Here is a 25,958-nt window from a genome sequence, read left to right on the forward strand (position 1 = left end):
AGAGAAAATGGCTCTGGTCGTTCAGAAATACGGAGGCAGCAGCGTGGCCACTCCGGAACAGATCCGGGACCTGGCCAGGCGCATCGTGGCCCGGCACGAGGCCGGGGATCAGGTTGTGGTCGTGGTCTCGGCCATGGGCAAGAGCACTGACGCCCTGGTGCGCCAGGCCCACGAACTGGCCGAGCACCCGGACCCGCGGGAGATGGACATGCTCGTCTCGGCCGGGGAGCGCATCTCCATCGCCATGATGAGCATCGCCATAAGCGGCCTGCGGCCGGGGCTGGCCGTGTCCTTCACGGGCTCCCAGATCGGGCTCATCACCGACTGCAACCACGGCGACGCGCGCGTTCTCGAAATCAGGGGCGACCGCCTGCGCCAGGCCCTGGACGAGGGCCGGATCGCCGTGGTGGCGGGCTTCCAGGGCGTGTCCACGGCCCGGGAGATCACCACCCTTGGCCGCGGCGGGTCCGACACCACGGCAGTGGCCGTGGCCGCCGCCCTGCAGGCCGACGTCTGCGAGATCTACTCCGACGTTGACGGGGTCTACACCACGGACCCGCGTCTGGCGCCCTCGGCCCGCCGCCTGGACACGGTGGACTACGAGACCATGCTCGAAATGTCGGCCGCCGGGGCCAAGGTCCTGAAAGACGATGCCGTGGAGTACGCCCGCCGCCTGGGCGTGCGCATCGCCGCCGGTTCGAGCAGCTCGGGCCGCATCGGGACCATCGTCTCCAGCGAGAACCTGAACCGCGAGACTCTGCAGTCCATGGTCTACTACGACCGGCTGCGCTGGATCGCCTTCGGCGCCGGCGTGCCCTTGCCTCCTGATTGCCGCCTGTGCCAGTCCGTCGAGGGCCGCACCGTCGTGGTCGTGGACGAGAAGCACGCCGCGGCCATGGAGGGCGTGCCCTGCGTCAGCCTGTCCCTCATCGGCTCGCGCGTGGCGGCCCAGCGCGAGCGGGTCGACGCGGTGCTGGGGATGCTCGAAGAGGCGGGCAACCGGGTCCTGGCCATCAGCAGCACGGCATCCAAGTACGAGATATTCCTCGAAGACCCGCTGCCCCAGCCCTTGGTGGCCGCCATCCACGACGCGCTCTTCACGGCTGGCGGGCAATGAGGAAGAGGCTCTGGCTGGGCCTGGGCGTCTTGGCCGCCGTGGCCCTGTTCTTCGCCCTGGACCTGCAGCGCTTCCTGAGTTTGGCTGCCGTTCAGGGCTCCCTTGGTGCCCTACGGGATGCCTACGCCGAGCACGGCCCGCTCATGGTCGGCGGGTATTTCCTGTGCTACGTGCTCATGGCCGCCCTGAGCCTGCCCGGGGCCACGGTCATGGGCCTGGCCGGCGGGGCGGTCTTCGGCTTCTGGGTGGGCACCCTGGCCGTGTCCTTCGCCTCGACCATCGGCGCGACCCTGGCCTTCCTCATGTCGCGCTACCTGCTGCGCGACGCGGTCCAGCGCCGCTTCGGCGACAGGCTCGCGGCAGTGAACGATGGCGTGGCGCGGGAGGGGGCCTGGTACCTCTTCACCCTGCGCCTCATCCCGGTCTTCCCCTTCTTCGTCATCAACCTGGTCATGGGCCTGACGCCCATGCCTGCGCGGACCTTCTACTGGGTCTCGCAGCTGGGCATGCTCGGCGGGACCATGGTCTACGTCAACGCCGGCAGGGAGCTGGGGCGCCTTAAGTCCCTGTCGGGCATCCTTTCCCCCTCCATGCTTCTGGCCTTTGCGCTGCTGGGCCTTTTTCCCCTGATGGTGAAAAAGGCCGTAGCCCGGGTCCGGGCGCAAAAAAAGGGGCGCACTGCGCCCCTGTCGTAAAAATTCCCTCAGAATTGAAATCAGCGTGGAGGGTTTCCCTTCCTGCCTAGTGGCTGATCCAGAGCGTCGCCGATTCGAGGTGCTTGAGCAGGTTCATGCTGACCGAGCCGAGCAGGTGCAGGCTGCGGGTTTCGCCCCGGCCCGTGCGTCCCGTGGCCAGCACGCCATAGCCGCCTTCGCGGGCCACGCTCAGGATGGTGTCGGCGGTGTTCACCCCCTCGACGACCTGCTGTGTGATGCGGTTGGCGGCGATGCCATTGTCCTCGAGCATGCGCCGTGTGGCTGCCAGGGCCTCGGCGGGGACGGCGGAAGAGGCGTGGGCCACGACGTGCAGCAGGTCGACGCGGTGTTCCGGCTCGTTCTTCAGCATGAACCCGACGTGGTCGGCGCAGCGCAGGCTGGCCGGGGAGCCGTCCGTGCAGAGCAGGATCTTGGGTTCCGGCTTCTCGTGACCGCGGCATATCCACAGGGGGATGTCCATGGGCGTGGTGAATACCTGCTTGCTGACGCTTTGGTCGATGAGCTCCTCCAGGCGCGACAGTCCGCGGCGGCCGAGGGCGATGGCGTCGTACATGCCGGTGATGCCCTCCTGGATGATGTCGTTGGCCGTGCCGAGCTGCTTGAAGGCGATCTTCCGGTGGATGTTCTCCTTGGGGAAGCGCTTCATGATCAGGATTTCCTCGGCCTTGTCCAGGGCCGTCTGGGCCAGGTTGCGCGTCTGCGCCTCCCGCCGGGACAGGTTGCCGTAATCCTGCAGTATTTCGGCCTCGGTCAGGCCGGCCTTGGGGTTGGGAGCGACATAGAGCAGGGTTATGTTCAGGTCCTCGAAACGGCTGAAGAAACCTGCCGTGAAACGGACGGCGAAAAGGGAACTGTAGTTGTCACTGACGGTCAGCAGGATGTGTCTGTTCATGGTCAAGCCTCGCGGGGTGGTGTTTCTGCCCATGGTGTAGAGCAAACCGGGCGGGCTTGCAATGCGGCCGGCCCGGTTTGTCCGGATGTCACTGGCCTGCCGCGTTCACGCCCTGGACGGTTTCATCGGTCACGGCGTCGGCGGTGACGGAGAACTCCTTGAGACGGACCGTGGCGCGCAGTCCCTCCCGGCGCGGCAGGACGAGCAGGTACGGCCCCGGCTGCAGGGCGCAGCGCAAGGCCTCCCCGTCCTGCTCCCACGGCAGGTCGTCCAGGGGGCGCAGGTGTCCCTTTTCGACCCGAGCCACGCCGAAATCGAGCAGCGGCCTGAGTTCCCCTTCTCCCGTCAGCCGCAGGGCCCCGCTGGCCGGGGCGCGAGGCTCCAGTTCCCAGAAGTTCCATTTCGCGCCGTCGAAGTATTCCACGCCGTCGAAATCGGGCTGGTAGCGGGCCGGAACACCCAGGGTGCGCAGGGCGGCCGTGGCCAGGACGCCCTTGTCCATGGACGTGGCGAGGTAGCCAGCGGCGTGGGTCTGGGCCGGCGTGAGGGGGGAGCCCATGATGGACGGCTCCAGCTTTTCGAGCTTCTCGACCCGCTTGCGCACGGTCTCGACCTTGGCCCGCACGGGCTGGGACAGGGAGCCGCCGAGCCAGGGCAGCAGTTCCGAGCGCCAGGGGGACCACGGTTCGAGATGGATGCGCGGGGAGAGGACGTAGCGCAGGAACGTCTCGTCGTCCACGGCAAGGCCCGCCTGTTGGGCGGCCCGTCGGGCTTCGATGGCCAGTTCCGTCTCCCGGGCGAGGGCGTCCGGGTCGGCCTGCAGGAGGTCCTTGTCGTCCAGGGATTCGAGCAGGGGGAGGATCCAGGGCGAAGCCGGCTCGGACCTCAGGAGGCGCAGCCAGTCGGCCGCGCGGTCGCCCGCCAGGGCCAGGTTCTGGCGCAGGGGTTTCGGCAGACCCTGCAGCAGCGGGTCCCAGCGTTTCGCGCGCTCTTCCCGCAGGCGCCCCAGTTCCGGGCTGGGCGTGGCGTCGAAGGGCTCGGCGGACGCCTCGGGCGACGCGAATTGCAGCACGCCGGGCAGGGGGCGCGGGGAGTCCAGGGACAGACGGATCTCCATGTCCTCCATGTCGCGGGTGTCGAGCATGGTCCAGGCCAGGGACTCGCCTGCGGAGCTGGAGACGAAAAAGACGCCCGGACCGAGGGTGGTCGCGGCCAGGCCGCGGTTGTCGGTCACGGCCTTGGTCACGGGCCGCACGCCGCCCAGGGAGTAGACGGAGAAATAGACGTCGTGCCCCGGCACCGGCTGGTCGTGGGCCACGGTCACGCGGACCCGTACGGGCACGGGGCGGACGTAGGGGGCCGTGTTGTCGGCCAGGGAATAGCCGGGACCGGTGCGGTACACCGAAGGGTCCGAGGACCGGCCGAAGACCAGTGCCGCCACCTTGGGCATGCGCGGGGCCTGGGCCGCGAACCAGGTTCGGTTCAGCTCGGAGAACTCCGTGCCGCTTTCCAGGAATTTCCAGCCGTCCTCGGTCCAGGCTTCGACCCAGGCGTGGTTGCCGTCGGCGTGCTGCCACCACGGGACCATGGCCTGGCGCACGGGCAGGCCGGCGGCCCTGGCCGCGGCGATGAACAGGATGTTGGTCTCCTCGCAGCGCCCCCACCCGGCGTCGAGGATGGACCGCACGCCCAGGTCGCGGCGCGAGGTTGGGCGGTACTGCGCCTTGGCGGCACACCACGCCCCCACGCGCGACAGGGCCTCCTCCGTGCTTTCGGCCGTGGCGCACAGAGGCCCGAGCTCGCGGAAGAGCATGGCCCGGTTGGGCTGGAACGGCTCCTGGCTGGTGCGGTGGGGCAGGACGTAGTGCAGGAAGACGTCCCACGGCACGCGGGAGCCCCAGGGCATGAGGCTGCGGGCCAGGAAGGCGTAGTCGACGTTTTCGCGCAGGTCGGCGGCGGTCATGGACAGCCGGTCGGACAGGGGCAGGTTTTCGAGAAGAAAGGCGGCGGCTCTGGCTTGATCCGATCCTTCCGGGTAGGCTTGTGCGAAGGCGGCCATCTCCGCGGCGTTGGGGTTGGCCGAATCGGGCATGGAGGCCGTGGCGGGTTCGGCCGCACGGTGCGCGGCCGGTTTGGCGCAACCCGCGAAGAGCAGGGCGAGGACAAGGATCGCGGCATGGATGAGGTGTTTCATGGACCGGTGATGTACCGGCCCGTGCCGCCTTTTGTCCAGCAAGCCCGGGCCTCGCGCGGAAAAAGCGGGTGGACGCGGTGCCCTGCCCGCGTTAGGGAGGTGCGTCTTCCGGCCTTCACGGCCCCACGTCAACCCTTCAAGGACCAAGCTCGTGTCCACCAACAGAACCATCGCCAGGAACGCCTCCATCGTCTCCGGCGCAACCATGCTCAGCCGCGGGCTGGGGCTCGTGCGGGACCTGATCATGGCCTATACCCTGGGCGCGTCCGTGCTGGCCGACGCCTTCTTCGTGGCCTTCCGCGTGCCCAACCTGCTCAGGAGCCTCTTCGCCGAAGGGTCCCTGACCATGGCCTTCGTGCCGACCTTCGTGCGCTTGCGGCAGGAGCAGGGGGACCGGGCCGCCTTTGTCCTGGCCCGCTCCATTCAGTTCTGGCTGGTCGTCATTCTGGGAATCCTGACTCTCCTCGTCCTGCTTTTTCCCAAGGCCGTGACCCTGCTCATCGCCTCGGGCTTCGCGGCCAAGCGACCCGATATGTTCGAGCTGACGGCCTCCCTCGTGCAGATCTGCTTCCCCTACATCCTGTTCATTTCCGGCGTGGCCCTGTGCATGGGCGTGCTGAACAGCATGGGCCACTTCCTCGTGCCCGCCCTGGCGCCGTGCATCCTGAACATCGTGCTCATCGCGGCCAGCCTCCTGGCCATAGCCGTGGGCGGGAACGTGGCCGTGTACCTGGCCTGGGGCGTGCTCGTGGCGGGCCTGGGACAGTGGCTCCTGCAGCAGCCCATCCTGCGCGCCAAGGGGTTCTCCTGGGCCGGGCCCGTGGAGCCCCTGAGCCCGGGTGTGCGCCGCATCGGCGTCCTGATGTTGCCGACCATCCTGGGCTCGGCCGTGTACCAGATCAACATTCTCATCGGCACGGGCATGGCGTCCTTCCTGCCCGAAGGGTCGGTCTCCTATCTCTACTACGCCGACAGGCTCTTCCAGTTCCCCCTGGGCGTTTTCGGCGTGGCCGTGGGCGTGGCCACCCTGCCGTCCCTGTCCTCCCTGGCCGCGCCCGAGCGGCGGGAGGAGTTCCGGGACACCCTGGCCTCGTCCCTGGGCCTGACGCTGTTCGTCAACCTGCCGGCGGCGGCCGGGCTGGCCGGGCTGTCCCTGCCCCTGGTGGAGCTGCTCTTCGGTCGCGGGCAATTCTCGGAGACTGCGGTGCACGGGACGGCCCTGGCCCTGCTGGGCTACGTCATCGGCCTGCCCGCCTTTTCGAGCGTGCGATCCCTGGCCTCGGCCTACTACGCCCTGGGCGACACGCGGACCCCGGTGCGTGTGGCCATGGGCTGCCTTGTGGTCTACGTCGCCACGGGCTTCGTCTCCATGCAGTATCTGGGGCACGTGGGACTGGCCCTGGCCTCGTCCATGTCGGCCTGGGTCAACGTGCTGCTGCTGGGGTATTTCCTGCGCCGCCACCTGGGGCCCTGGTTCCGGGTGGGCCGCGACCTCCTCGCGTCTCTGGGCCTGAGTTTTGCGCTGCTGGCCGGATGCTGGGCCAGCACGGGGCTTGGGCGCGTCAGCCTGCTCCTCATCCCGCTGTGGGCGGCGGCGTACATGGCCCTGGGCCTTGGCCTGGGAGTGAGCCAAGCCCGCCTTTTCGCCGACGTCCTGGGCCGCCGCCTGGGTCGCGGCAAGGCCTGACTTGAACAACGCCGGCTTTGCCGCTAGACGTTTCTTTTTCGACGAACCGCCAACTCCCCCAGAAGAGGACCGCATATGATCCGCATCAACGAGAACTACCTGAAGCTCAAGGCCTCCTATCTGTTCGCCGACATCGCCCGCCGCGTGAGCACATTCCAGCAGGCCAACCCGGACAAGAAGATCATCCGCCTGGGCATCGGGGACGTGACCCAACCCCTGCCGAGGGCCGTGGTGGACGCCTTCCACCAGGGCGTGGACGAGATGGCTGACGCCGCCACCTTCCGCGGCTACGGTCCCGAGCAGGGCTACGACTTCCTGCGCGAACTGATCGCCCGCGAGGATTTCCAGTCCCGCGGCGCCGACGTCGCGGCCGACGAGATCTTCGTCAGCGACGGCGCCAAGTGCGACACGGGCAACATCCAGGAGCTTTTCGCCGGCGACATCCGCATCGCCATCCCCGACCCGGTCTACCCCGTCTACGTGGACACCAACGTCATGGCCGGCCGCACGGGCGGCAGCGTGAACGGCCGCTACGAGGGCCTGGTCTACCTTGACGCCACCAGCGCCAACGGCTTCATCCCGGCCCTGCCCGACCAGCCCGTGGACCTCATCTACCTGTGCTACCCCAACAACCCCACGGGCGCGACCATCACCAAGGCCCAGCTCAAGGAGTGGGTCGACTACGCACGTGAGCACAAGGCCCTGATCCTTTTCGACGCGGCCTACGAGGCCTTCATCCGCGACCCCGAGCTGCCTCGGTCCATCTACGAGATCGAGGGCGCGCGTGAGGTGGCCATCGAGTTCCGTTCCATGTCCAAGACCGCGGGCTTCACGGGCACACGCCTGGCCTTCACCGTGGTGCCCAGGTCCTGCATGGCCTGGGACGCGCAGGGCAACGCACACAGCCTGCACGCCATGTGGAACCGCCGCCACACCACCAAGTTCAACGGCGTGTCCTACCCCGTCCAGAAGGCCGCCGCGGCCGTCTACTCGCCCGAGGGCAAGGCCCAGGCCACGGCCCTGGTGGACGGATACCTGCGCAACGCCGGCATCATCCGCAACGAGATGACGGCCCTGGGCTACGAGTGCGTGGGCGGGGAGAACTCCCCGTACGTCTGGATCGACGGCAAGATGGGCTCGTGGGACTTCTTCGACATGCTCCTGAACAAGGCCGCCGTGGTCTGCACGCCCGGCGCCGGCTTCGGGGCTTGCGGCGAGGGCTACATCCGCATCTCGGCTTTCAACAGCCTGGCCAATGTCCAGGAAGCCATGGAGCGCCTGCGCTCCGTGCTGAAGTAGGATGGACCAGGCGGCTGTCGGCCTGGCCCGGGAGCGGTTTCCGCGCGGGCTGTCCCAGCCGCCGCACGGATTCCGTTTTTCTCTCGACGCGCTCCTGCTGGCGGCCTTCGCCGGCCGGGAGCGGGTGCGGGGCCGGGTGCTCGATCTGGGCACCGGTTGCGGGGTGGTGGGGCTCGGTCTGGCCCTGGAGCATCCCGATTTTTTTGGGGTCGGTCTCGACGTGAATCCGGGCATGCTCACACATGCCCGGGAAAACGCCCGCCGTTTGGGCCTTGCGGACCGCTTCGCCTTTCTGGCCGGGAATGTGCGCTTTCCCGGCTGCCTCGCGCCCGAGAGCGCGGATCTGGTGCTGTGCAATCCGCCCTACCGTGATCCGTCCAGTGGCCGGGTCTGTCCGGACGCGTTCAAAACCATGGCCCGGTTCGAGGCCGGGGCGTCCCTCGCCGACTTCGTCCGCGCCGCGGCCCTGACCGTGCGCAACCGCAAGCCCTGCGCCTTCATCCACCTGGCCGAACGCGCAGACGAACTGCTCCATCTGCTGCGCCAGGCGCGGCTCCAGCCCAAGGAAATCCTCTTCGTCCACCCGAATCTCCACAGCCCCGCCCGTCTGGCGCTGGTGCGCTCCCTGAAGAACGGCGGCCCGGGCCTGACCGTGGCCGCGCCGCTCAGCCTGCACGAAGGGGAGGGGGAGAGTTCCCGGCTGACAGCCGGCGCCCTGGCTTTCTGCCCCCGCCTGGCCTGCAACGCGGGCGGCGGCGAGGGCGGGGCGCAGGGCAAAAAAAACCCCGCGTGACGCGGGGCCGGGAGGCGTGAAACGCGGCCGGAGCTATCTGCTCATGCGGCCGATGATGAACGAGATGATGGCCGTGGCCACCAGCAGCCCGATGACGTAGTCCGTGTCCAGGGCGATCTGCAGCGTGTTGATGATCTCGTTTAAGGTGTCCTTGATGGGGTAGTGCTCTTCCATGGGTTCTCCCGAAAGTTTCCTGTTTGCGCCGCTCACGAAACGAGGCCCGCGGATGCTTCCGCGGGCCTTTGCGTTGCGGGTGGTGGTGGCCGTCTAGTTGATGCTGTCCCGGACCCAGAACATGAGGTCGTACTTCTCGCTCAGTTCCTTCTTCAGTTCGTTCAGCACGGATTTTTCCATGTCCATGACGCGCAGGAAGACCTGCCTGTATCCGTCCTCGACCTTGTCGTAGGACGTCAGGATGGAGATGACCCTGGCCTTGTGGCCGCGCAGGCAATCGAGCACTTCCTTGAGGGTCCCGCGCTGGTCCGGCAGCTTGAGGCCGATCTGGATTCCGCCGTGGTAGATGCCGGTGATGCTCAGCAGCACCCTGTAGACCTCGTTCTGGGTCATGATGCCCACGAGTTCCCCCTGCTCGTTCAGGACGGGCAGGCCGGAGATCTTCTTGTCGTGCATGATAGCCGCGCATTTCACGACCGTGTCCGTGTCCAGGATGGTCAGCGGATTGGGGCTCATGATGTTTTTGACCTTGATCTCCGAGAGCAGGTAGTAGAGCTCGTGCACGTCCAGGGTCGTGGCCTTGGAGGGCGAAGCTTCCTTCACGTCGCGGTCGCTCAGCATGCCGACGACCTTGCCCTTGTCGTCGACCACGGGCAGGCGGCGAATGCCCTTTTCCTTCATCAGCTTGGCTGCGCGCATCATGGAGGTTTCGGGGTCCACCGTGATCACGTCCTTGGTCATCCAGTCCTTGATAATCATATTGTGTCTCCTTGGAAGCGGTGGTGTACGCCCTTGGTCAAGCGCGTGCGTACAAGGTCATGAATGCATGTAAGTAAGTGGATGCATAATGTCTTTTGATCATGTCGTCAAAGAATCTCTGCCGAATTGTCCGGAACTTCGGCATACACGTCCGGGCGCCGGTGGTTCAGCGCAGGTATCGTCCGGCGGATTTCAAGGACGGTCTGAAGATCGACGTGCCCGGGGACGAGCCCCTCGCTCCGTTCGTCCGCGACCGTGACTTCGCCCGTGGGGGTGACGAAGATCGAGCGGCCGCCGAAGGGGAAGGCGCCCTGTTTTCCGACCTTGTTCGCGCCCAGCAGGCAGCACTGGTTTTCCACGGCCCGGGCCACGCACAGGGGCTCCCAGACGCCGATTCGCGCGCGGGGCCAGGCCGAGGCCAGCAGCAGAGCGTGGCAGCCGGACAGGGCCATGGTCCGGAAAAGTTCGGGGAAGCGCAGGTCGTAGCAGACGGCCAGGCCGAAGCGCACCCCGTCCAGGTCGAAGGTTACGAGCTTGCGGCCCGGGATGAAGACGCGCGTCTCGTCGGCGTCGCCGCCCTTGAACAGGTGGACCTTGCGGTACTGGGCCAGGATGGTCCCGCGGGGGCCGAAGGCGACCAGGGCGTTGAAGATCCCGTCCTCCCCGGGCAGGCAGACGCCGCAGACCAGGCAGACCCCGCATTCGGCGGCCAGGCCGAGGAGGCGTTGCCGGACCAGGGGCCACGAGCTGCCTCCGAGCTGGCCGATGACGGGCATGTCGTACCCCAAATCGGCAATTTCGGGGAAGAGCAGGAGCCGGCAACCGGCCTCGGCTCCGGCGCGGGCATGGGCGGCGATGGCGTCCAGGTTGCCCTGCACGTCGCCGGGGATTGTGGCCATTTGAACTGCGGCGACTTTCATGGCATGCACCCTCCGAGCAGCACAACGTGAACCTGGGGAGAAACATGCCCGAGTTGCATCTTGATTGTCCAGTCGGCATTGCCGGCGACATGTTCCTGGCGGCCATGGCCGGTCTGGGCGTTGATTTTGAGCCCTTGGCGGAGGCCTTCGGTCGGGCCGGGCTGGAGGTGTCCATCGTCGCCGGGGAGGCGCGGGACAAGGGTGTCGCGGGCAAGCGCATGGAGATCGGTTCCGCCGGGGCGCAACCTCTGCGCCATCTGCACGACCTGACGGACATGGTCCGCAGGATGCCCCTGTCCGAGGCCGTCAGGGCCGGGGCCGAAGCCGCCTTCGTCCGCCTGGCCGAGGCGGAGGCCGCGATCCACGGCTGCGGCCTTGAGGATGTTCACTTTCACGAGGTTGGGGCCGTGGACACCCTGGTCGATGTGGTCGGCGCCTTCTTCGCCCTGGAAGCCCTCGGCGTGACGCGCGTGACCTGTTCGAGCCTGCCCTGGTTCACGGGCACCGTGCGCTGCGCCCATGGCTTCATGCCGCTGCCCGCACCGGCCACGGCCATGCTCCTGCAGGGCAAGCCAGTCTATCCCACGCAGTTCGACAGGGAGATCATCACCCCCACCGGCGCGCTGCTGCTGGACCGCCTGGTCGACGATTTCGCCGAGGGGCCCACGGGCCGCCTGCTGGCCTGCGGCCTGGGCCTGGGAAACATGGAACTCGGGGTGGTCAACGGACTGCGCGCCTTCCTGCTTGAAGCCGGCGGCCCTGTCATGGAGCGGGTCATGGTCCTGGAGACTAACGTGGACCACTTGACCGGGGAGGAAATCGGGGGGGTGTTCGGGGAATTGCTGGCGGCCGGGGCCTTGGACGTGCTCTTCCTGCCCGGCGTAATGAAGAAGAATCGCCCCGGAGGGCTGCTGCAGATCCTGTGCAGGCCCGAGGATCTGGCGCGCATCAGGGACCTGGCCTTTGCTCAGACCATGAGCCTGGGCCTGCGCATCACCGAGACGCGTCGGGCCGTGCTGCCCCGCGCCGCGACCACCTGCCCCACTCCCTGGGGCGACCTGCCCGCCAAGGAAACGACCGTGGACGGCGAACGCTACGCGCGCCCCGAGTTCGAGGCCCTGCAGGCCCTGGCCCGCCGCACGGGCCGCTCCGTGACCCAGCTGCGCTACCTCCTGAGCGAAGACTGAACGTCCATCCCGTCCATTAGGTCCGCAGCGTCCATCAGGTTGGGCCTCGTCAGTACCCCCGCGCCCGCAGAAGCCTGTCCAGCTGGTTGGAGAACTCCTGCCGGTCCTTGGGCCGCAGGGCCGACGGCCCGCCCGTCATGACGCCGCTGCCGCGCAGCTCGTCCATGAAATCGCGCATGGTCAGGCGGCCGCGGATGTTCTCGGCGGTGAAGACCTCGCCCCTGGGGCTCAGGCCCGTGCCGCCCTTTTCGATGACCCCGGCGGCCAGGGGGATGTCTGTCGTGACCACCAGATCCCCGTCACCGGCCAGATGGATGATGGCCTCGTCGGCCTTGTCGAAGCCGGAGCCGACCTGCAGAAATTCGATGCGCTCGGATTTGGGGACCGCGAAGCGGGAGTTGGCCACCAGCACGAGACTGACCCCACGCTTGTCGGCCGCCCGGTAGAGGATGTCCTTGACGACTCGGGGGCAGGCGTCGGCGTCCACCCAGATGCGCATGGCGGGGGCGTCGCTCATACGCCGCGGATGCCGTAGGCTTCGGGATTGGCGGCGCGCAGGAAGAGGCCCGGCTCCAGGTCCGGATGGCCGCATCTGAACGTCACCCGCATCCCGCCGTGGGCCGTGTCCAGTCTCAGGCCTTCGGCGTTCTCCACGCCGTAGTCGCCTGGACGTAGCACCGGACGCCGCAGGCCCGGCAGCAGGAGCTCCAGGGGCGCGTCGGTTTCGAAGCGGTGCTTGACGTCCATGATCCATCCGTCGTTCCCGACGGGCTCCACCAGTCGCCCCACGACGTTCTTGGTCAGTTCGCGGGACAGGGCCGGGCGCAGGGTCACGGGTGCGGGCGTGAAAAAGGACGTGGACAGGGGGCGGGTGGCCAGCTGCTGCAGTTCCTCCAGGTAGAGGCCGGGCCGGAAGGTTCCGGCCGCGAGATCGTCCAGGGCCGTGCGGTACACGTCCGTGACCTGGGCCAGGTAGGACGGGGTCTTCATACGGCCTTCGATCTTGAGGCTTGTGATCCCGTTTTGGCGGAACCACTGCAGGTACTTGACCAGACAGAGGTCCTCGGCGGCCATGACCTGGCTGAACTCCCCGTCGCACCTGACCTCCCACGTGTCCCTGCCGGGGCGCAGGCGCTCCTCCAGCCGCACGGCCGTGACCGCGTAGTCGTAGCGGCAGGGGTGGGTGCACTGGCCGAGGTTGCCGGAGCGGTCCGTGAGATGGGCCGAGAGCAGGCAGCGGCCGGACACGGCCATGCACATGGCGCCATGCACGAAGACCTCGAATTCGAGGTCGGGCACCTTGGCGACCATGGCCCGGATGCGGGACGCGCCCAGTTCGCGGGCCACGTTGACGCGGCGCGCGCCCAGGTCGAGCCAGAAGGCGGCCGCGGCGGAATTGGAGGTGTTGGCCTGGGTGGAGATGTGGACGGGGATGTGCGGCGCGCGGCGCCTGGCCATGGCCGCGATGCCCGGGTCGGCGATGATGACGCCGTCCACGGCGATGTCCGCCAGCTCATCCAGGTAGGCCTCGACTCCGGGCAGGTGCTCTTCGCGGGCCAGGAGGTTGAGGGCGAAATAGACCTTGGCGCCCTTGCCGTGGGCCAGTTCCACGGCGCTGCGCAACTCAGGGAAGGAGAATCCTTCGGTCTTGGCGCGCAGGCTCAGGGCGCGGCCGCCCAGATACACCGCGTCGGCGCCGTAGGCCAGGGCCGTGGCGAGCTTGTCCGGGTTGCCGGCCGGGGCGAGAAGTTCGGGGAGCGGTTTGGGCATGGTCAGGAGCAGGACGGAAGGGTCAGACCCTGCGCCACGCGACGTTCCTTCATGCGCCGCACCAGTTCGTAGGACGGGCGCAGTCCGCCCTTGCCGCGTCCCAGGGCGATGCCGGGCTTGTTGTCGCCGTGAAAGTCGGACCCGGCGCTCGGCAGCAGGTCGAGCCTGCGGCAGAGGTCGGCGTAGGCGTTGGTCTGGGCCTGGGTGTGCATGGAATAGAAGACCTCCACCCCGTCGAGCCCCCAGTCCTTGAGTTCCCTGACCACCTCTTCGAGACTCCTGCCCTGCGGGCGCAGGGTGCAGGGGTGGGCCAGGATGACCGTGGCGCCTTCGCCCTTGAGCAGCTCGATGCCCTGGCTGGGCAGGAGCTTCTCCTTGGGGGCGTAGCCTTTGGTCCCCGGCCGCAGCCAGTTGAGAAACGCGTCCTGGAAGTTGACGGCCACGCCCTTGGCCACCAGAAGCTGGGCGATGTGCGGCCGCCCGACGCTGCCGCCGGCGATCGCCTCCAGTTCGTCGTAGGTGACCTGTACCCCGTACCTGTTGAGGTTGCCGATGATGGCCTCGTTGCGCTGCCTGCGGAGCACGGTCAGGTGGTCCAGGGCCGCCTGGAGCCTGGGCGACCGCAGCGGGAGCCACAGCCCCAGCAGGTGCATGCTGCCGTGCTCCGACTCGACGCTCAGCTCACAGCCGCCGATGACTTCAAGCCCCAGTTCGCTCCCGGCGGCGCAGGCCTCGGGCAGTCCCTCAACCGTGTCGTGGTCCGTCAGGGCGATGGCCTTGAGGCCGGCCCTTACGGCTGCGGCGATGAGTTCCGCGGGACGGAGGGTGCCGTCGGAGGCGGTGGAGTGGGTATGCAAATCTATTTCAGCCATGGGTACGGGGTACGGCAGGTGTTGTGTGATGACAAGGCGGAAGTGGGCAATAAAAAAAACGGCACGCGCCAAAAAGGCGCGTGCCGGGAACTCGTGCGCGGGGGATTACTTGAAGCGGTAGGTGATTCTGCCGCGGGTCAGGTCGTACGGAGAAAGCTCGACCTTGACGCGGTCGCCGGGCAGGATGCGAATGTAGAACTTGCGCATCTTGCCGGAAATGTGCCCGAGCACCTGATGCCCGTTTTCCAGACGTACCAGGAACATGGCATTGGGCATGGCTTCCTCGACGACACCTTCGACTTCAATTGACTCTTCCTTGGCCATATAAAACGAATACCTTCTTACGTGTTTTCAGGAGTTTTTGGTTAAAGCCAGCACTCCTTACCCGCTTGATGCGCAAATGACAAGGCCGGATATGCCCTGGCCCAGCCGGCGTCCGTCAACGCGGAACCCTTCGGGAGCCGGTTGCGTTCTCGATGGCCGCGGTCAGGGCGTGGAAGTCCATGGGCTTGGCGATGAAGTCGTTCATCCCGGCCGCCAGGAAGCGCTCCCGGTCCCCGAGCATGGCGTTGGCGGTCACGGCGATGATCGGGGTCTCGGCATGAGCCCGGAATTCGGGCGCGTTGCGGATGATGCGGGCCGTTTCCACCCCGTCGAGGCCGGGCAGGTGGATGTCCATGAGAATGCAGTCGAAGTCGGATTCCTGCAGCACGTGCAAGGCCTCCAGGCCCGTGTCGACCTCGCTCACGGCGTATCCGGATTTTTCGAGCAGGGCTTTGGAGGTCTTCTGGTTGAACAGGTCGTCCTCCACGAGCAGGATGCGATGCCCCGACCGTTTTTCCGCACCGGTCGGCAGTGCTGGCGCATCCTCCTGTTCATCGGCCAGGCCGAAGGGCAGGGTCACGGTGACGGCCGTGCCTTCGCCCGGCCGGCTCCGGGCTTCGATCCGGCCGCCCATGAGTTCGACCAGGCGGCGGACGATGGCCAGGCCCAGGCCCACGCCGCGGTTGCAGGCCTGGGTGAGCTGCTCGAAGGGTTCGAAGATGAGGCCGAGCTTGTCCTCGGGGATGCCGCAACCGCTGTCGCAGACGCGGAAGGCCACGTTCAGCCTGTTGCCGGCGTCGGAACCCAGGAGCGACGCCTCGACGCGCACGAAGCCGCGTTCGGTGAACTTCAGGGAATTGCCGACGAGGTTCAGGAGAATCTGCCGCAGGCGCGTCTCGTCGCCGACAAGGCGGTCCGGCAGGAGCGGGTCGAGTTCGAAGCTGGTGCGCACGTCCCTGCGGGAGCTGACCGGCTTGAAGATGTCCAGGACCGAGCGCCTGACCTCGCTCATGGAAAAGGGGGCTTCCTGTAGGGTCAGCTTGCCGGCCTCGACCCTGGAGAGGTCGAGGATGTCGGACAGAAGCCGCGTCATGCGCCGAGCCGCCTGGGTGGCCATGTGTATGTATTCGCTCTGTTCGGCGTCCAGACTCGTGGTGTTCATGAGCTGCAGCATGCCGAGTATGCCGTTTAAGGGGGTGCGGATCTCGTGGCTCATGTTGGCCAGGAATTCGCTTTTGGCGTCGCTGGCCGCCTGGGCCTTGAGGCCGGCCAGCCGCAGGGACTCCTCGACTTCCCGGCGCAGGCCGATGTTGACGAGCATGCGCGCGAACATGGCCAGGAGGGTGTACTCGTCGTCGCAGAACGGCCTGGCCTGCCGGACGGAGTCGAAGCCGACGCAGCCGATGCACTGCTCCCCGCGCAGCAGGGGCACGGTCATGAGGCTCCTGATCCCCTGCGGTTCGAGGGTGCTCCGCAGGGGCCCTGGGGGCAGGGCCGTGACGTCCTCGACATGGTGGGGCCGGCCGCGGGTCAGCTCCGCCAGGCCTTCGCCGATCTGGTCCAGGGGCAGTTCCCGCAGGTTCTGGATCTGGGCGGGTATGCCCTCGGCGCACCATTCGTGGGTGTTGACGGCGATGCCGCGGTCGAAATGGAACTCGAAGATGTAGGCCCGGTCGGCGTCGACGAACCTGCCCATCTCCTCCAGGCAGCCGTGGATGGCCGCGTCGACCTCGTCCAGGGGGATGTTGATGCAGGTGGCGGCGACATTGACCAGGATGCGCTGGAAGAGAATCCGCCTTTTGGCGTTCTCTTCAGCCAGCTTGCGGGCCGTGATGTCGCGGACCACGACCAGCACGCCGCTGCATCGGTTCTCCTGATCGAGAAGGGGGCTTTTGGTCGTGCTGACCCAGATGGGCTGTCCGGAGCCTTTGGCCTGTTCCTCGATGTTGCGGGGGGCGAGACTCTCCATGACCTGCGCGTCCAGAGCCTGGTACGCGGCGGCCAGGTCGGGCGGGAACAGGTCGAAATCGGTGCGTCCGAGGATAATCGCCTCGGGCTTGCCGAGAAACCGGCACATGGCCGGATTGACGGCCCTGTAGACGCCGCAGGTGTCCTTGATGGCCACAATCTCCTGCATGGCCGCCAGAATGGCCCTGCCGGAAAGGTTGCGGAGCGTGCTCGACGTGTCGGTCCCAGCCGCCGGGCCGCCGGGTCCGGGCCACCTCGTGTCGTTGACGCCTTTTCCGGTTTCGGATTGGTGCAGTTTGCCCGGGTCCGTCTCGAATGCCATGCTTCCCCCCCACTGAAACTGCGACGCAATGTGTCGGGATGTCCGTACTCGGCATGCGCGTATGACAACATCTCCCGCAAGTGTGTGAAAAGAGCCGGTCCGGCAAGTTTCGGGAGAATTGTCATACGACACTCATGTACCATGAGCATTACAGAATACACGTCGGGTTTCAATGCAGACGATCATGAAATTGTGCATCTTGATCAGATGCATGAACGCTGAAGCGTCATTCCCTTCCTCGGGAAGTGCGCATGCCCTGTGCCTCTGTTCCTGTCGCGGGGACGATGCGCCTTTGCCGGTCTGGGGCCTGCGGGATGAGGATTTTTCTCGAAAAGAAAAGATTTTTGGGGTACAAGGGCACTGTGCCGCTGCGGCGTCCCGCTTGGGCTTTCGGGGATGACCGCGGGCATGAGACGCATCCCGTACGGACCGGAGCCATACATGCCTTCTCCCGTTGCGCAGCCTTCCTTGTCCAACCGCCTGTCCCTGTCCCTGGGCATCCTCAGCACGGGCATCGTGCTGGTCGTCACGGCCATGGTCTTCCTGTTCCTGACCTGGCGGGTCGGGGTGCAGATGGAGGAACGGTCCGAGAGCACCATCGCGTTTCTGTCCAGGTCGCTCGAAACGCCGTTCTGGACCCTGGACAAGGACAGCGCCGTGGCCGTGGCCCAGGCCACGGTCATGAACCCCGCCGTGGGGCTGCTCGAACTGCGCGACGGTCGGGGAGAGACATGGTTCGTGCACGACGGCGGAGGCAAGCTGTTCATCCTCCGCGAGGCCGACGTGCGCTACGAAGGGCAGGTCATCGGCCACATCCGCCTGGGTCTGGACGAGTCGGACAGGATCAGAACCGTGACGAGCATCGGCCTGGCCGGGGGCGGGATCGCCCTGTTCATCATCGGCGTGCAGTACTTTCTGGCCGCGCGCCTGCTGCGGCGCTATTTCCGCGGCCCGTTCAGCGCCCTGGACGCGCTGGTCGGCGCCTATGCCAGGGGCGCGTACGATGTCCCCCCTCCCGACGTGGAATATGCCGAATTCGTTCCCTTGAGGCGGACCTTCCTGGGCATGGGGCGGACCATCGAACGGCAGATGGCCCAGTTGCGCGAAAGCGAGGAGCGATACCGGGCCATTTTCGACAACTCCCCGGTCGGCATTTTCCGGACGACCTTCGAAGGAGCCCTGCTGGAGGGGAACCCGGCCCTGGCGCGCATGTTCGGCTACGTCGACCAGTATGAGTTCCTGGCTTCGGACGACGCCAATGTCCAGTCCGTCTACGCCGACCCCGCCTCCAGGCGGCATTTCCTGCAGACGGTCCTGCAGTCGGACAGGCCGGTCAGCATCGAGAACGCGTTCGTGCGCAAGGACGGGACCGCATTCGACGCGGTCCTGACGGCCTCGGTCCAGCGGGACGACGGCGGACGGCCCTTTCTGCTCAACGGCGTGGTCGAGGACGTCAGCGCACGCAAGGAGGCCGAAAGGTCCCTGGCACGAGAGCGCCAGCTCATGGCCGCCATCTTCGAGAGCGTCCCGGGCCTCCTGTTCCTGTACGACAGCCATGGGCGCCTCGTGCGCTGGAACAGGGCCCACGAGGTCATGACGGGGTATTCCTCGCAGGAGATATCGGGCAGGACCCTTTTCGACTGGTTCGTCGGTCCCCGGGAGAATGTCTCCCGAGTGGTCGATGCGCTGCGCCGCGGGAAAAAGGACGGCGCTGCCACGGTGGAGGCCGAGATGACGGCCAAGGACGGCCGCAGGATACCGATGCTCTTCTCGGGCGTCGGGGTGGACGTGGACGGCGAACTGTTCCTCACGGGCATCGGCATCGACATCACCGAGCGCAAGGAGGTGGAGGAGCGGCTGCGGCAGTCCGAGGAGAAGTTCTCACGCCTCTTCCGCCTGTCCCCCGACGCCATCGTGCTCTTGGACCTCGACCATGGCCGCATCGTCGACGTCAACGAGGCCTTCTCGCGCGTCGCCGGCTACTCCTGGGACGAAGCGGTGGGCAGGACCGCCAGCGACCTGCTGCTCTACGGACGGCCCGGCGATCGGGACGCGTTGCGGCAGGCCATCCGGGAGCGTGATCTCGTCGAGAACGTCAACTTCGCCCTGGGCCGCAAGGACGGAATCGTGGTCGCGTGCGTGCTCTCGGCCCAGCGGGTCCAGTTGGAGGGGCGCGAGTGCGTGCTGTGCGTGCTGCGTGACGTCACGGAGCTCAAGCGCATGCAGGACATGATGATCCAGACCGAAAAGATGATCTCCGTGGGCGGCATCGCCGCGGGCGTGGCGCACGAGATCAACAACCCCCTGGGCATCATCATGGTCACCAGCCAGAACCTCGCGCAGCGCACCAGGCCGGATTTCCCGAAGAACATCGAGGTGGCGCGCGGCATCGGCCTCGACATGAACCTGCTCGACCAGTACATGCGGGCCCGCGGCCTGTACGGGTTCATCGAGAACATCCAGCAGGCGGCCCTGCGCGCGGCCGACATCATCCGCCACATGCTCGACTTCAGCCGACGCAGCGAGTCCAAGCGCAGGGTCTGCGACCTGCGCGCCATCATCGAACGCTCCCTTTTCCTGGCCGAAAGCGATTACGACCTGAAGAAGAACTACGATTTCAGGAGGATCCGTATCGTCTGGGAAAGCGACAGCGGCCCCCATCTGGTCAACTGCACGGAGACCGAGATCGAGCAGGTCTTCCTCAACCTGCTGCGCAACTCGGCCCAGGCCATGGCTTTGGCCAGGCCCGAGATTGCCGACCCGAGCATCACGATCCGACTTTCCGCCCACGACGGCAGGGTCGCGGCGCAGGTCGAGGACAACGGGCCGGGGATGCCGCCAGACGTCCAGCGCAGGGCCTTCGAACCCTTCTTCACCACCAAGCCGCCCGGCGTGGGCACGGGGCTCGGCCTGTCCGTGTCCTACTTCATCATCACCCGCAGCCATGACGGCTGCATGAGCCTCGAATCGGCCCCGGGCCGAGGGGCGAAATTCACCATCGACCTTCCCGCTCTCGGGCAAGAGCAGACACGGGAGGAAGCGTGCGCCCAATTGCCATGATCATCGCTGGGGGCGCGTAACTCCGCACGAATACTGCCGCGGGACAATGAACCACGGCTCCGGACCGGCCGGAAAGACGGCGGCCCGGTGGTGGCGGAAATTCCATCCGCAGCGTGACGGACGGGGTTGACGGCGTCATGTCCCGCAAAACGTCCTGTACTGCGCGTTCGAGGTCGCAGGTGGCGCGGCGAAGGCGGCGTGGGCCGGGTTGTCCTCGTAGGGTTTCTCCAGGGCCCGCAGGAGTCGCGTCATGGCCGTCATGTCGCCGTTTTCGGCGGCTTCCAGGGCCTCCTCCACGCGGTGGTTGCGCGGGATGACGGCCGGGTTGCGGGCGAGCATGAGGCGCCTGGCCACGTGCAGGGGTTCGTGCTGCCGCGTGAGACGCGCCTGCCATCTGTCGTGCCAGACTTTGAAACCTTCGCCGCGGAAGAAGGGTGTGTCGGGCAAAGGGTCGCGGCAGAGGTCGCGCAGGGTGCGCGTGTAGTCCGCCCCTTCCTCGCGCATGAGCGTGAGCAGCGCCTGGGCCAGGTCTGCGTCGCCGTCCTCGCGGCCGAAAAGGCCCAGCTTGGCGCCCATGCCCTCAAGCCAGAAATCGCGGAACACGGCCGGGAACGTTTCGAGCACCGCCGTGGCCATCTCCACCGCCTGGTCCTCGCTGTCGTGCAGCAGCGGCAGCAGCGTCTCGGCGAAGCGCGTCAGGTTCCACTGGGCGATGGACGGCTGGTTGCCGTAGGCGTAGCGCCCCCCGTGGTCGATGGAACTGAAGACCGTGGCCGGGTCGTAGGCGTCCATGAAGGCGCAGGGCCCGAAGTCGATGCTCTCGCCGCACAGGGACATGTTGTCGGTGTTCATGACCCCATGGATGAACCCGACGTGCAGCCACCGGGCCACCAGGGAGGCCTGGCGCGCCAGGACAGAGGCCAGGAGGGCCGGGATGGGGTCTTCGGCCTCGCGCAGTTCCGGGAAATGCCGGTCGATGGTGTACAGGGCCAGGGCGCGGAGGTCTTCGGGGTTGCCCTGCGATGCGGCGTATTCGAAGGTGCCGACCCGGATGTGGCTGGCCGCCACGCGGGTCAGTATGGCGCCGGGAAGTCTGGTCTCGCGGTGGACGTGTTCGCCTGTGGCGACCACGGCCAGGCTGCGCGTGGTGGGGATGCCAAGAGCGTGCATGGCCTCGCTGACGATGTACTCCCGAAGCATGGGCCCCAGGGCCGCGCGCCCGTCGCCGCGGCGCGAGAACCTGGTCCGGCCCGAGCCCTTGAGCTGGATGTCGAAGCGCTCTCCGTGCGGCGTGACATGCTCTCCCAGGAGGATGGCGCGGCCGTCGCCGAGCATGGTGAAATGCCCGAACTGGTGTCCGGCGTAGGCCTGGGCGATGGGCAGGGCGCCTTGGGGCACGCTGTTGCCCGCGAACACGGCCGCGCCAAGGGCGCTGTCCAGGGCCCAGGCGTCGAGGCCCAGTTCGGCCGAAAGCGCGCGGTTGAGGATGACCAGGCGCGGGGCGGCCACGGGGACGGGCCTGGTCCGCTCGAAAAAATGTTCCGGCAGTCTCGCGTAGGTGTTGTCGAAGTTGAAGCCCAGACCGGCCGGGGCAGAGGAGGTCGTTTCGTTCATGGGCTTTCCTTATTTTTGAGAATGATTACTGTTTTGTTCTCGGTTTCGCAATCGTGGCCGAAAAAGAAATCCGTCACGAGCATGGCGATGACTTTTGCGCTTTGTCATTGTGCCGCGCTTCTGGCACACAGATATGCAGAGTGGACAGTTTGTCGAGTGAACGGAAACCCTGGAGGCGAGCATGAACGTCAAGGCCAGCCAGCTGATTGAGAAGATCAGGGAGATTCACCCTGAAATCGAGAAGAACGGCGTGCAGGTCACCTGCTACTTCGAGGACACGACCCAGTCCTGGGTGGTGGGCCTGAGTTTCGGGGACCATGAATTGGAGACCCGCCTGGACAAGGCCGACGCCGAGGACTGCCTGGGCGGACGCAAGTGCGTGCACCTGGGCGTGCAGATCGGGCGTTTCGTGGAAAATTACTGCCTGCGCGAGGACGTCTGCCCCACGGGCGTCAGGAAGTGAAGTCCGCCTTAGGGCCGGTTCGGACGGCGGCGTTTTTCCGCTTCCCTCCGTGCAATGCTTTATCCGGCGGGCCGGGGAGGCCTGTTGCTTTCCCGAGACTGTGGTGATGTAATGCGACGTCCCTGAACCGGAGGCTGACCCATCCCCCGTGTTGCCATCCGTCCAGCATGGGCGGGAATGGATGTCGCCCTTCGGCCAACCGTCACGCGTACCGCAGAATCCGGGCGACCGGTTCGTCAAGGAGAGCGCATGCTGCCGCGCAAGCAGTTCAATTTGTCCGACGTGATGCGTTGCCGGAAAACATTGGTCTGGCTGCTGGTCATCGCGCTTTCGGCGGCCTGCGCGGATTACGCCATGTGCCGCCTGCTCGCGCGACAGTTCCGCCAGGACCAGGAAATAGCCGTGACCCTTGAGCTCGGGGCCTTCCGGGCCAGGCTGGAGGAGCGGATCAACACGAACCTCTATCTGGTCCACGGCATGGCGGCCAACATCGCCGTGCGGCCGGACATGTCCGCCAGGGAGTTCAACGATTTGGCCCGCGCCCTTTTGAGCACGCGAAATTCACTGCGAAACATCGGGGCCGCGCCGGATTTCATCATCCGCTTCATGTACCCGCCGGAGGGCAACGAGAAGGCCCTGGGGCTCGATTACAGGACTGTCCCGGACCAGTGGGACAAGGCCCTGGCCGCCAAGGAGAGCGGCCAGATGGCCGTGGCCGGCCCGCTGGACCTCGTGCAGGGCGGCGTGGGCCTGGTCGCACGGGTCCCGGTTTTCCGGGATGGCGACGGGGACTTCTGGGGACTGGTTTCGGCGGTCATCGATCTCGATACGCTGCTGGAACTCGCCGGGGAAGGCGCCCTGGCCTCCAGGCTGGACCTAGCCATGCGGGGCCGGGACGGCAAGGGTCTGCGGGGAGAGGTCTTTCGCGGCACGGCCGCGCTCTTCGACGAAGGCGCGCAGGCCGTGACCATGAACGTGTCCCTGCCTTCGGGGTCGTGGGCCATGGTGGCCGTGCCCAAGGGCGGATGGGCGACGGGGTCGCCCTATGCCTGGGCGGTTCACGCGTCCGTGCTCCTGCTGGCCGTCGTCGGCTGCTTCGCCAGAATCCAGAGCAGCTGCAATCGGCTTTCCCTGGCCGAAAGCGAGAGCCGCATGCGGGCCATGAGCCAGGCCAGCCACGACGCCCTGGTCATGATCGACGCCGATGACCGCATCACCTTTTGGAATCCGGCGGCCGAGGCCATGTTCGGCTATGCCGAGGCGGAGATGCTCGGCCGGAACATGCACGACGTCATCGTCAAGCCAACTCAGGTCGAAACGGCGAAGCATGCCATGGCGCGGTTCGCGAAGACCGGCACCGGGCCGGTCGTCGGCCGCGTCATGGAGATGGAGGGCGTGCGCAAGTCCGGGGAGATCTTTCCGGTGGAGAGGTCGGTGGCTGCCGTGCAGCTTCGCGGGCAGTGGTTCGCCGTCGGCAGCATGCGTGACATCTCGGCGCGCAAGCTGGCCGAGCGGCGGCTGAGCGAACTGGCCACGCTGGACGAGCTCACGGGGCTCGCCAATCGCCGTCATTTCATGGTCCTGGCCGAGGCGCAGCTCCGGCAGGCCATCCGCTACCGACAGGATTTCTGTTTTCTGATGTTCGACCTCGACCACTTCAAGACCATCAACGACACCTTCGGGCACGACATCGGCGACGAGGTGCTGCGCCGCGTGGGACATGTCATGCGGCAGGTCATGCGCGGCACGGACATATTCGGCCGGGTGGGCGGCGAGGAGTTCGCGGTGGCCATGCCCGAGACGGATCTGGCCGCGGCCCGCAGCGTGGCCGAGAGGCTGCGCGAGAAATTCATGGAGGTGACGGTCGACGCCTGGGGCAAGACCGTCGGCTTCACCGTGAGCATCGGCCTCGCCCGTCTGCAATCGCCGGAGACGGTGCTCTCCCAGCTCATGAAACGGGCGGACCTGGCCTTGTACGAGGCCAAGCGCGGAGGGCGCAACCGGGTCGTCAGCGATGAGGACGGGGATCGGCAAGACGCCTGACCGGCCCGATGAGGCCGGCGTCGCCGGGGGCCGCCTGTTTCGGCGGCGTCCGGAATCATGACATGCCAAGGAGCCGTACATGTCTGAGACCGCGCACCGCAATGCGACCATGGAGCCCCGGGACGAGCACAACCAAAGGCTTTTGTCCCTGGTCCACCCCCATGACTGGACCAATCCCGCACCCAAGTCCCGCTACAACCTCGTGGTCGTCGGGGCGGGCACGGCCGGGCTGGTCTGTGCGGCCGGCGCGGCCGGGCTCGGGGCCAGGGTGGCTCTGGTGGAACGGGACTTTCTCGGCGGCGACTGCCTGAATTTCGGCTGCGTCCCGTCCAAGGCGCTGCTGGCCGCGGCGCGCGCCGTCGCCGCGGTCCGCGGAGCCGGGGAGTTCGGCGTGCGCGTCTCCGGGGAAGTGGAGGTCGATTTCGGGAAAGTCATGGAGCGCATGCGCCGGCTGCGCGCCGACATCGCGCCCAACGATTCGGCCCGGCGCTTCCGGGACCTGGGCGTGGACGTGTTCCTGGGGCAGGGGCGTTTCCTGGACGCGCACACGCTTGAAGTCGGCGGGGCGCGCCTGTCCTTCGCCAAGGCCGTCATCGCCACGGGGGCGCGCGCCGCGGCCCCGGCCATGGAGGGCATGGACGGCCTGCCGTACCTGACCAACGAGACGGTTTTTTCCCTCACCGGGCTTCCCCGCCGGCTGGCCGTCATCGGCGCCGGCCCCATCGGCTGCGAGCTGGCGCAGGCCTTCGCCCGTTTCGGCTCCGAGGTGCTGCTGTTCGAGTCCGCGCGCGGCGTCCTGCCCAGGGAGGACCGCGAGGCGGCCGCCATCGTGCGCGCGGCGCTGCTGCAGGACGGGGTGAAAATTCTGGGCTGCGGCAAGAGCCAGAAGGCCTCGGCCGCCGAGGGCGGCGGGATCAGGCTGCAGTCGGCGGGCGAGGGCGGCGGGATCAGGCTGCAGTCGGCGGGCGAGGGCTGCGACGTGGTCGTGGACGAGGTGCTGGCGGCCGCCGGGCGAAGGCCCAACGTCGAGGGGCTGGGTCTGGAGGAGGCGGGGGTGGAGTACTCGGACAAGGGCGTCCGGGTGGACGACCACCTGCGCACCACCAACCCCGACATCTTCGCCGCCGGAGATGTCTGCTCACCCTACCAGTTCACCCACGCCGCGGACTTCATGGCCCGCACAGTCCTTCGCAACGCCCTGTTCAGGAGCCGGGCCAGGGCCAGCGCCCTGACCATCCCCTGGTGCACCTACACCGACCCGGAGCTGGCCCGTGTTGGGCTGACCGAGGCGGAGGCCAGGGAAAGGGGCGTGGCCGTCGAGACCTTCACCCGGGAACTGGCCCACGTCGACCGCTCCATCCTCGAAGGCCGCACCGACGGCATCGTGCGCATCCATGTGCGCAAGGGCACGGACAGGATCGTCGGCGCAACCGTCGTGGCCGAAAACGCCGGCGACCTCATCGCGGAAATCTCCCTGGCCATGACCAATGGGATCGGCATGGGCCGCATCGCAAACACCATCCACCCCTATCCCACCCGCGCCGAGGCCATCCGCCAGGCGGGCGACGCGTACAACAGAGGCAGGCTCACGCCGCTGGTCAGGTGGCTGTTCGGGAAATGGCTGTCCTGGACCTTGTGAGGGCGCAGGCGCTTCTTCTGTAGACAGATTCTCCCATTGCAGCGCTTGGATCCGGCTGGTCGGTCCATGTGGGGAATCCCGACGATGGCGCGAAAAGAGCTTGGGTTGGGAGTTCTTCCGTTGCGTTCTTTTCCGGTGCCCCGCC

General features: G+C 67.0%; 21 protein-coding genes. 10 read left to right on the forward strand and 11 right to left on the reverse strand.

The genetic code is table 11. The features are described 5' to 3' along the window. The first annotated feature begins 7 nt into the window (after positions 1-7). Both G394_RS18885 and G394_RS0110945 read left to right on the forward strand, forming a co-directional pair. Positions 8-1,117, forward strand: coding sequence for an aspartate kinase (locus tag G394_RS18885; RefSeq protein ID WP_051307120.1), 1,110 nt, complete (start codon positions 8-10; stop codon positions 1,115-1,117). Continuing rightward, a complete protein-coding gene (locus G394_RS0110945; protein WP_028577688.1) occupies positions 1,114-1,812 on the forward strand; it encodes a TVP38/TMEM64 family protein in 699 nt (232 codons plus the stop codon). Before G394_RS18885 ends, G394_RS0110945 begins: the two co-directional genes overlap by 4 nt. A gap of 46 nt (positions 1,813-1,858) precedes the next feature. Here the strand turns inward: G394_RS0110945 and G394_RS0110950 are convergent, their stop codons facing one another. Both G394_RS0110950 and G394_RS0110955 read right to left on the reverse strand, forming a co-directional pair. Further along, positions 1,859-2,725 carry a universal stress protein gene (locus tag G394_RS0110950; RefSeq protein WP_028577689.1) on the reverse strand — a complete coding sequence of 289 codons (867 nt, stop codon included), beginning with the start codon at positions 2,723-2,725 and terminating at the stop codon, positions 1,859-1,861. 88 nt (positions 2,726-2,813) lie between these two features. Then, positions 2,814-4,919: a transglutaminase-like domain-containing protein gene (locus G394_RS0110955; protein ID WP_028577690.1), complete on the reverse strand. Its 2,106-nt coding sequence runs from the start codon at positions 4,917-4,919 to the stop codon at positions 2,814-2,816. Between the two features lie 151 nt (positions 4,920-5,070). Between G394_RS0110955 and murJ the strand changes: the two genes are divergently transcribed. From murJ to G394_RS0110970, 3 genes are all read left to right on the forward strand, one after another. Beyond that, on the forward strand, positions 5,071-6,606 hold the full coding sequence (murJ, locus tag G394_RS0110960) for a murein biosynthesis integral membrane protein MurJ (protein ID WP_028577691.1): 1,536 nt from the start codon (positions 5,071-5,073) through the stop codon (positions 6,604-6,606). 75 nt (positions 6,607-6,681) lie between these two features. Further along, entirely contained in the window at positions 6,682-7,905 is a 1,224-nt protein-coding gene (locus tag G394_RS0110965; protein WP_028577692.1) for an LL-diaminopimelate aminotransferase, read from the forward strand. A 1-nt stretch (position 7,906) separates the two neighbouring features. Beyond that, positions 7,907-8,698 carry a tRNA1(Val) (adenine(37)-N6)-methyltransferase gene (locus tag G394_RS0110970; protein ID WP_028577693.1) on the forward strand — a complete coding sequence of 264 codons (792 nt, stop codon included), beginning with the start codon at positions 7,907-7,909 and terminating at the stop codon, positions 8,696-8,698. Between the two features lie 33 nt (positions 8,699-8,731). Here G394_RS0110970 and G394_RS21205 read toward each other — a convergent pair whose 3' ends face one another. The 3 genes from G394_RS21205 to G394_RS18890 all read right to left on the reverse strand — a co-directional run bounded on the left by G394_RS21205 (position 8,732) and on the right by G394_RS18890 (position 10,551). Beyond that, the gene (locus tag G394_RS21205) at positions 8,732-8,872 is read right to left on the reverse strand and encodes a hypothetical protein (RefSeq protein ID WP_156902583.1); all 141 of its coding nucleotides are present in this window, start codon (positions 8,870-8,872) and stop codon (positions 8,732-8,734) included. A 93-nt stretch (positions 8,873-8,965) separates the two neighbouring features. Continuing rightward, the gene (locus G394_RS0110980; protein ID WP_028577694.1) at positions 8,966-9,631 is read right to left on the reverse strand and encodes a CBS and ACT domain-containing protein; all 666 of its coding nucleotides are present in this window, start codon (positions 9,629-9,631) and stop codon (positions 8,966-8,968) included. A gap of 107 nt (positions 9,632-9,738) precedes the next feature. Continuing rightward, positions 9,739-10,551: a carbon-nitrogen hydrolase family protein gene (locus tag G394_RS18890; protein WP_084435548.1), complete on the reverse strand. Its 813-nt coding sequence runs from the start codon at positions 10,549-10,551 to the stop codon at positions 9,739-9,741. A 26-nt stretch (positions 10,552-10,577) separates the two neighbouring features. Between G394_RS18890 and larC the strand changes: the two genes are divergently transcribed. Beyond that, positions 10,578-11,738: a nickel pincer cofactor biosynthesis protein LarC gene (gene larC, locus G394_RS0110990; RefSeq protein WP_245578322.1), complete on the forward strand. Its 1,161-nt coding sequence runs from the start codon at positions 10,578-10,580 to the stop codon at positions 11,736-11,738. Between the two features lie 49 nt (positions 11,739-11,787). Here the strand turns inward: larC and G394_RS0110995 are convergent, their stop codons facing one another. The 5 genes from G394_RS0110995 to G394_RS20245 form a co-directional block, all read right to left on the reverse strand. After that, complete coding sequence (locus G394_RS0110995) at positions 11,788-12,255, reverse strand: YaiI/YqxD family protein (RefSeq protein WP_245578323.1); 468 nt, start codon at positions 12,253-12,255, stop codon at positions 11,788-11,790. Continuing rightward, a complete protein-coding gene (locus G394_RS0111000; protein ID WP_028577697.1) occupies positions 12,252-13,508 on the reverse strand; it encodes a peptidase U32 family protein in 1,257 nt (418 codons plus the stop codon). The genes G394_RS0110995 and G394_RS0111000 overlap by 4 nt, the downstream gene beginning before the upstream one ends. A 2-nt stretch (positions 13,509-13,510) precedes the next feature. Further along, on the reverse strand, positions 13,511-14,380 hold the full coding sequence (locus G394_RS0111005) for a PHP domain-containing protein (RefSeq protein ID WP_028577698.1): 870 nt from the start codon (positions 14,378-14,380) through the stop codon (positions 13,511-13,513). 105 nt (positions 14,381-14,485) lie between these two features. Beyond that, positions 14,486-14,704 (reverse strand): translation initiation factor IF-1, encoded by a 219-nt coding sequence (infA, locus tag G394_RS0111010; protein WP_028577699.1) that lies wholly within the window; start codon positions 14,702-14,704, stop codon positions 14,486-14,488. A 115-nt stretch (positions 14,705-14,819) separates the two neighbouring features. Further along, positions 14,820-16,994 carry an ATP-binding protein gene (locus G394_RS20245; protein WP_051307122.1) on the reverse strand — a complete coding sequence of 725 codons (2,175 nt, stop codon included), beginning with the start codon at positions 16,992-16,994 and terminating at the stop codon, positions 14,820-14,822. A gap of 441 nt (positions 16,995-17,435) precedes the next feature. On the opposite strand from G394_RS20245, the gene G394_RS20250 reads away from it, so the two are divergent. After that, the gene (locus G394_RS20250; protein WP_169725555.1) at positions 17,436-20,054 is read left to right on the forward strand and encodes a PAS domain S-box protein; all 2,619 of its coding nucleotides are present in this window, start codon (positions 17,436-17,438) and stop codon (positions 20,052-20,054) included. A 135-nt stretch (positions 20,055-20,189) separates the two neighbouring features. Here G394_RS20250 and G394_RS0111025 read toward each other — a convergent pair whose 3' ends face one another. Further along, on the reverse strand, positions 20,190-21,668 hold the full coding sequence (locus G394_RS0111025; RefSeq protein WP_051307124.1) for a protein adenylyltransferase SelO: 1,479 nt from the start codon (positions 21,666-21,668) through the stop codon (positions 20,190-20,192). Positions 21,669-21,849: 181 nt separating this feature from the next. On the opposite strand from G394_RS0111025, the gene G394_RS0111030 reads away from it, so the two are divergent. From G394_RS0111030 to G394_RS0111040, 3 genes are all read left to right on the forward strand, one after another. Then, positions 21,850-22,131 carry a hypothetical protein gene (locus G394_RS0111030; RefSeq protein ID WP_028577701.1) on the forward strand — a complete coding sequence of 94 codons (282 nt, stop codon included), beginning with the start codon at positions 21,850-21,852 and terminating at the stop codon, positions 22,129-22,131. 249 nt (positions 22,132-22,380) lie between these two features. Continuing rightward, positions 22,381-24,174, forward strand: a complete 1,794-nt coding sequence (locus G394_RS0111035) for a diguanylate cyclase (RefSeq protein WP_028577702.1) — start codon at positions 22,381-22,383, stop codon at positions 24,172-24,174. 79 nt (positions 24,175-24,253) lie between these two features. Continuing rightward, positions 24,254-25,813 (forward strand): mercuric reductase, encoded by a 1,560-nt coding sequence (locus G394_RS0111040; RefSeq protein WP_028577703.1) that lies wholly within the window; start codon positions 24,254-24,256, stop codon positions 25,811-25,813. The last annotated feature ends 145 nt before the right edge of the window (positions 25,814-25,958 follow it).

Source organism: Desulfomicrobium escambiense DSM 10707 (assembly GCF_000428825.1).
In the GTDB taxonomy this organism is placed as follows: domain Bacteria; phylum Desulfobacterota; class Desulfovibrionia; order Desulfovibrionales; family Desulfomicrobiaceae; genus Desulfomicrobium; species Desulfomicrobium escambiense.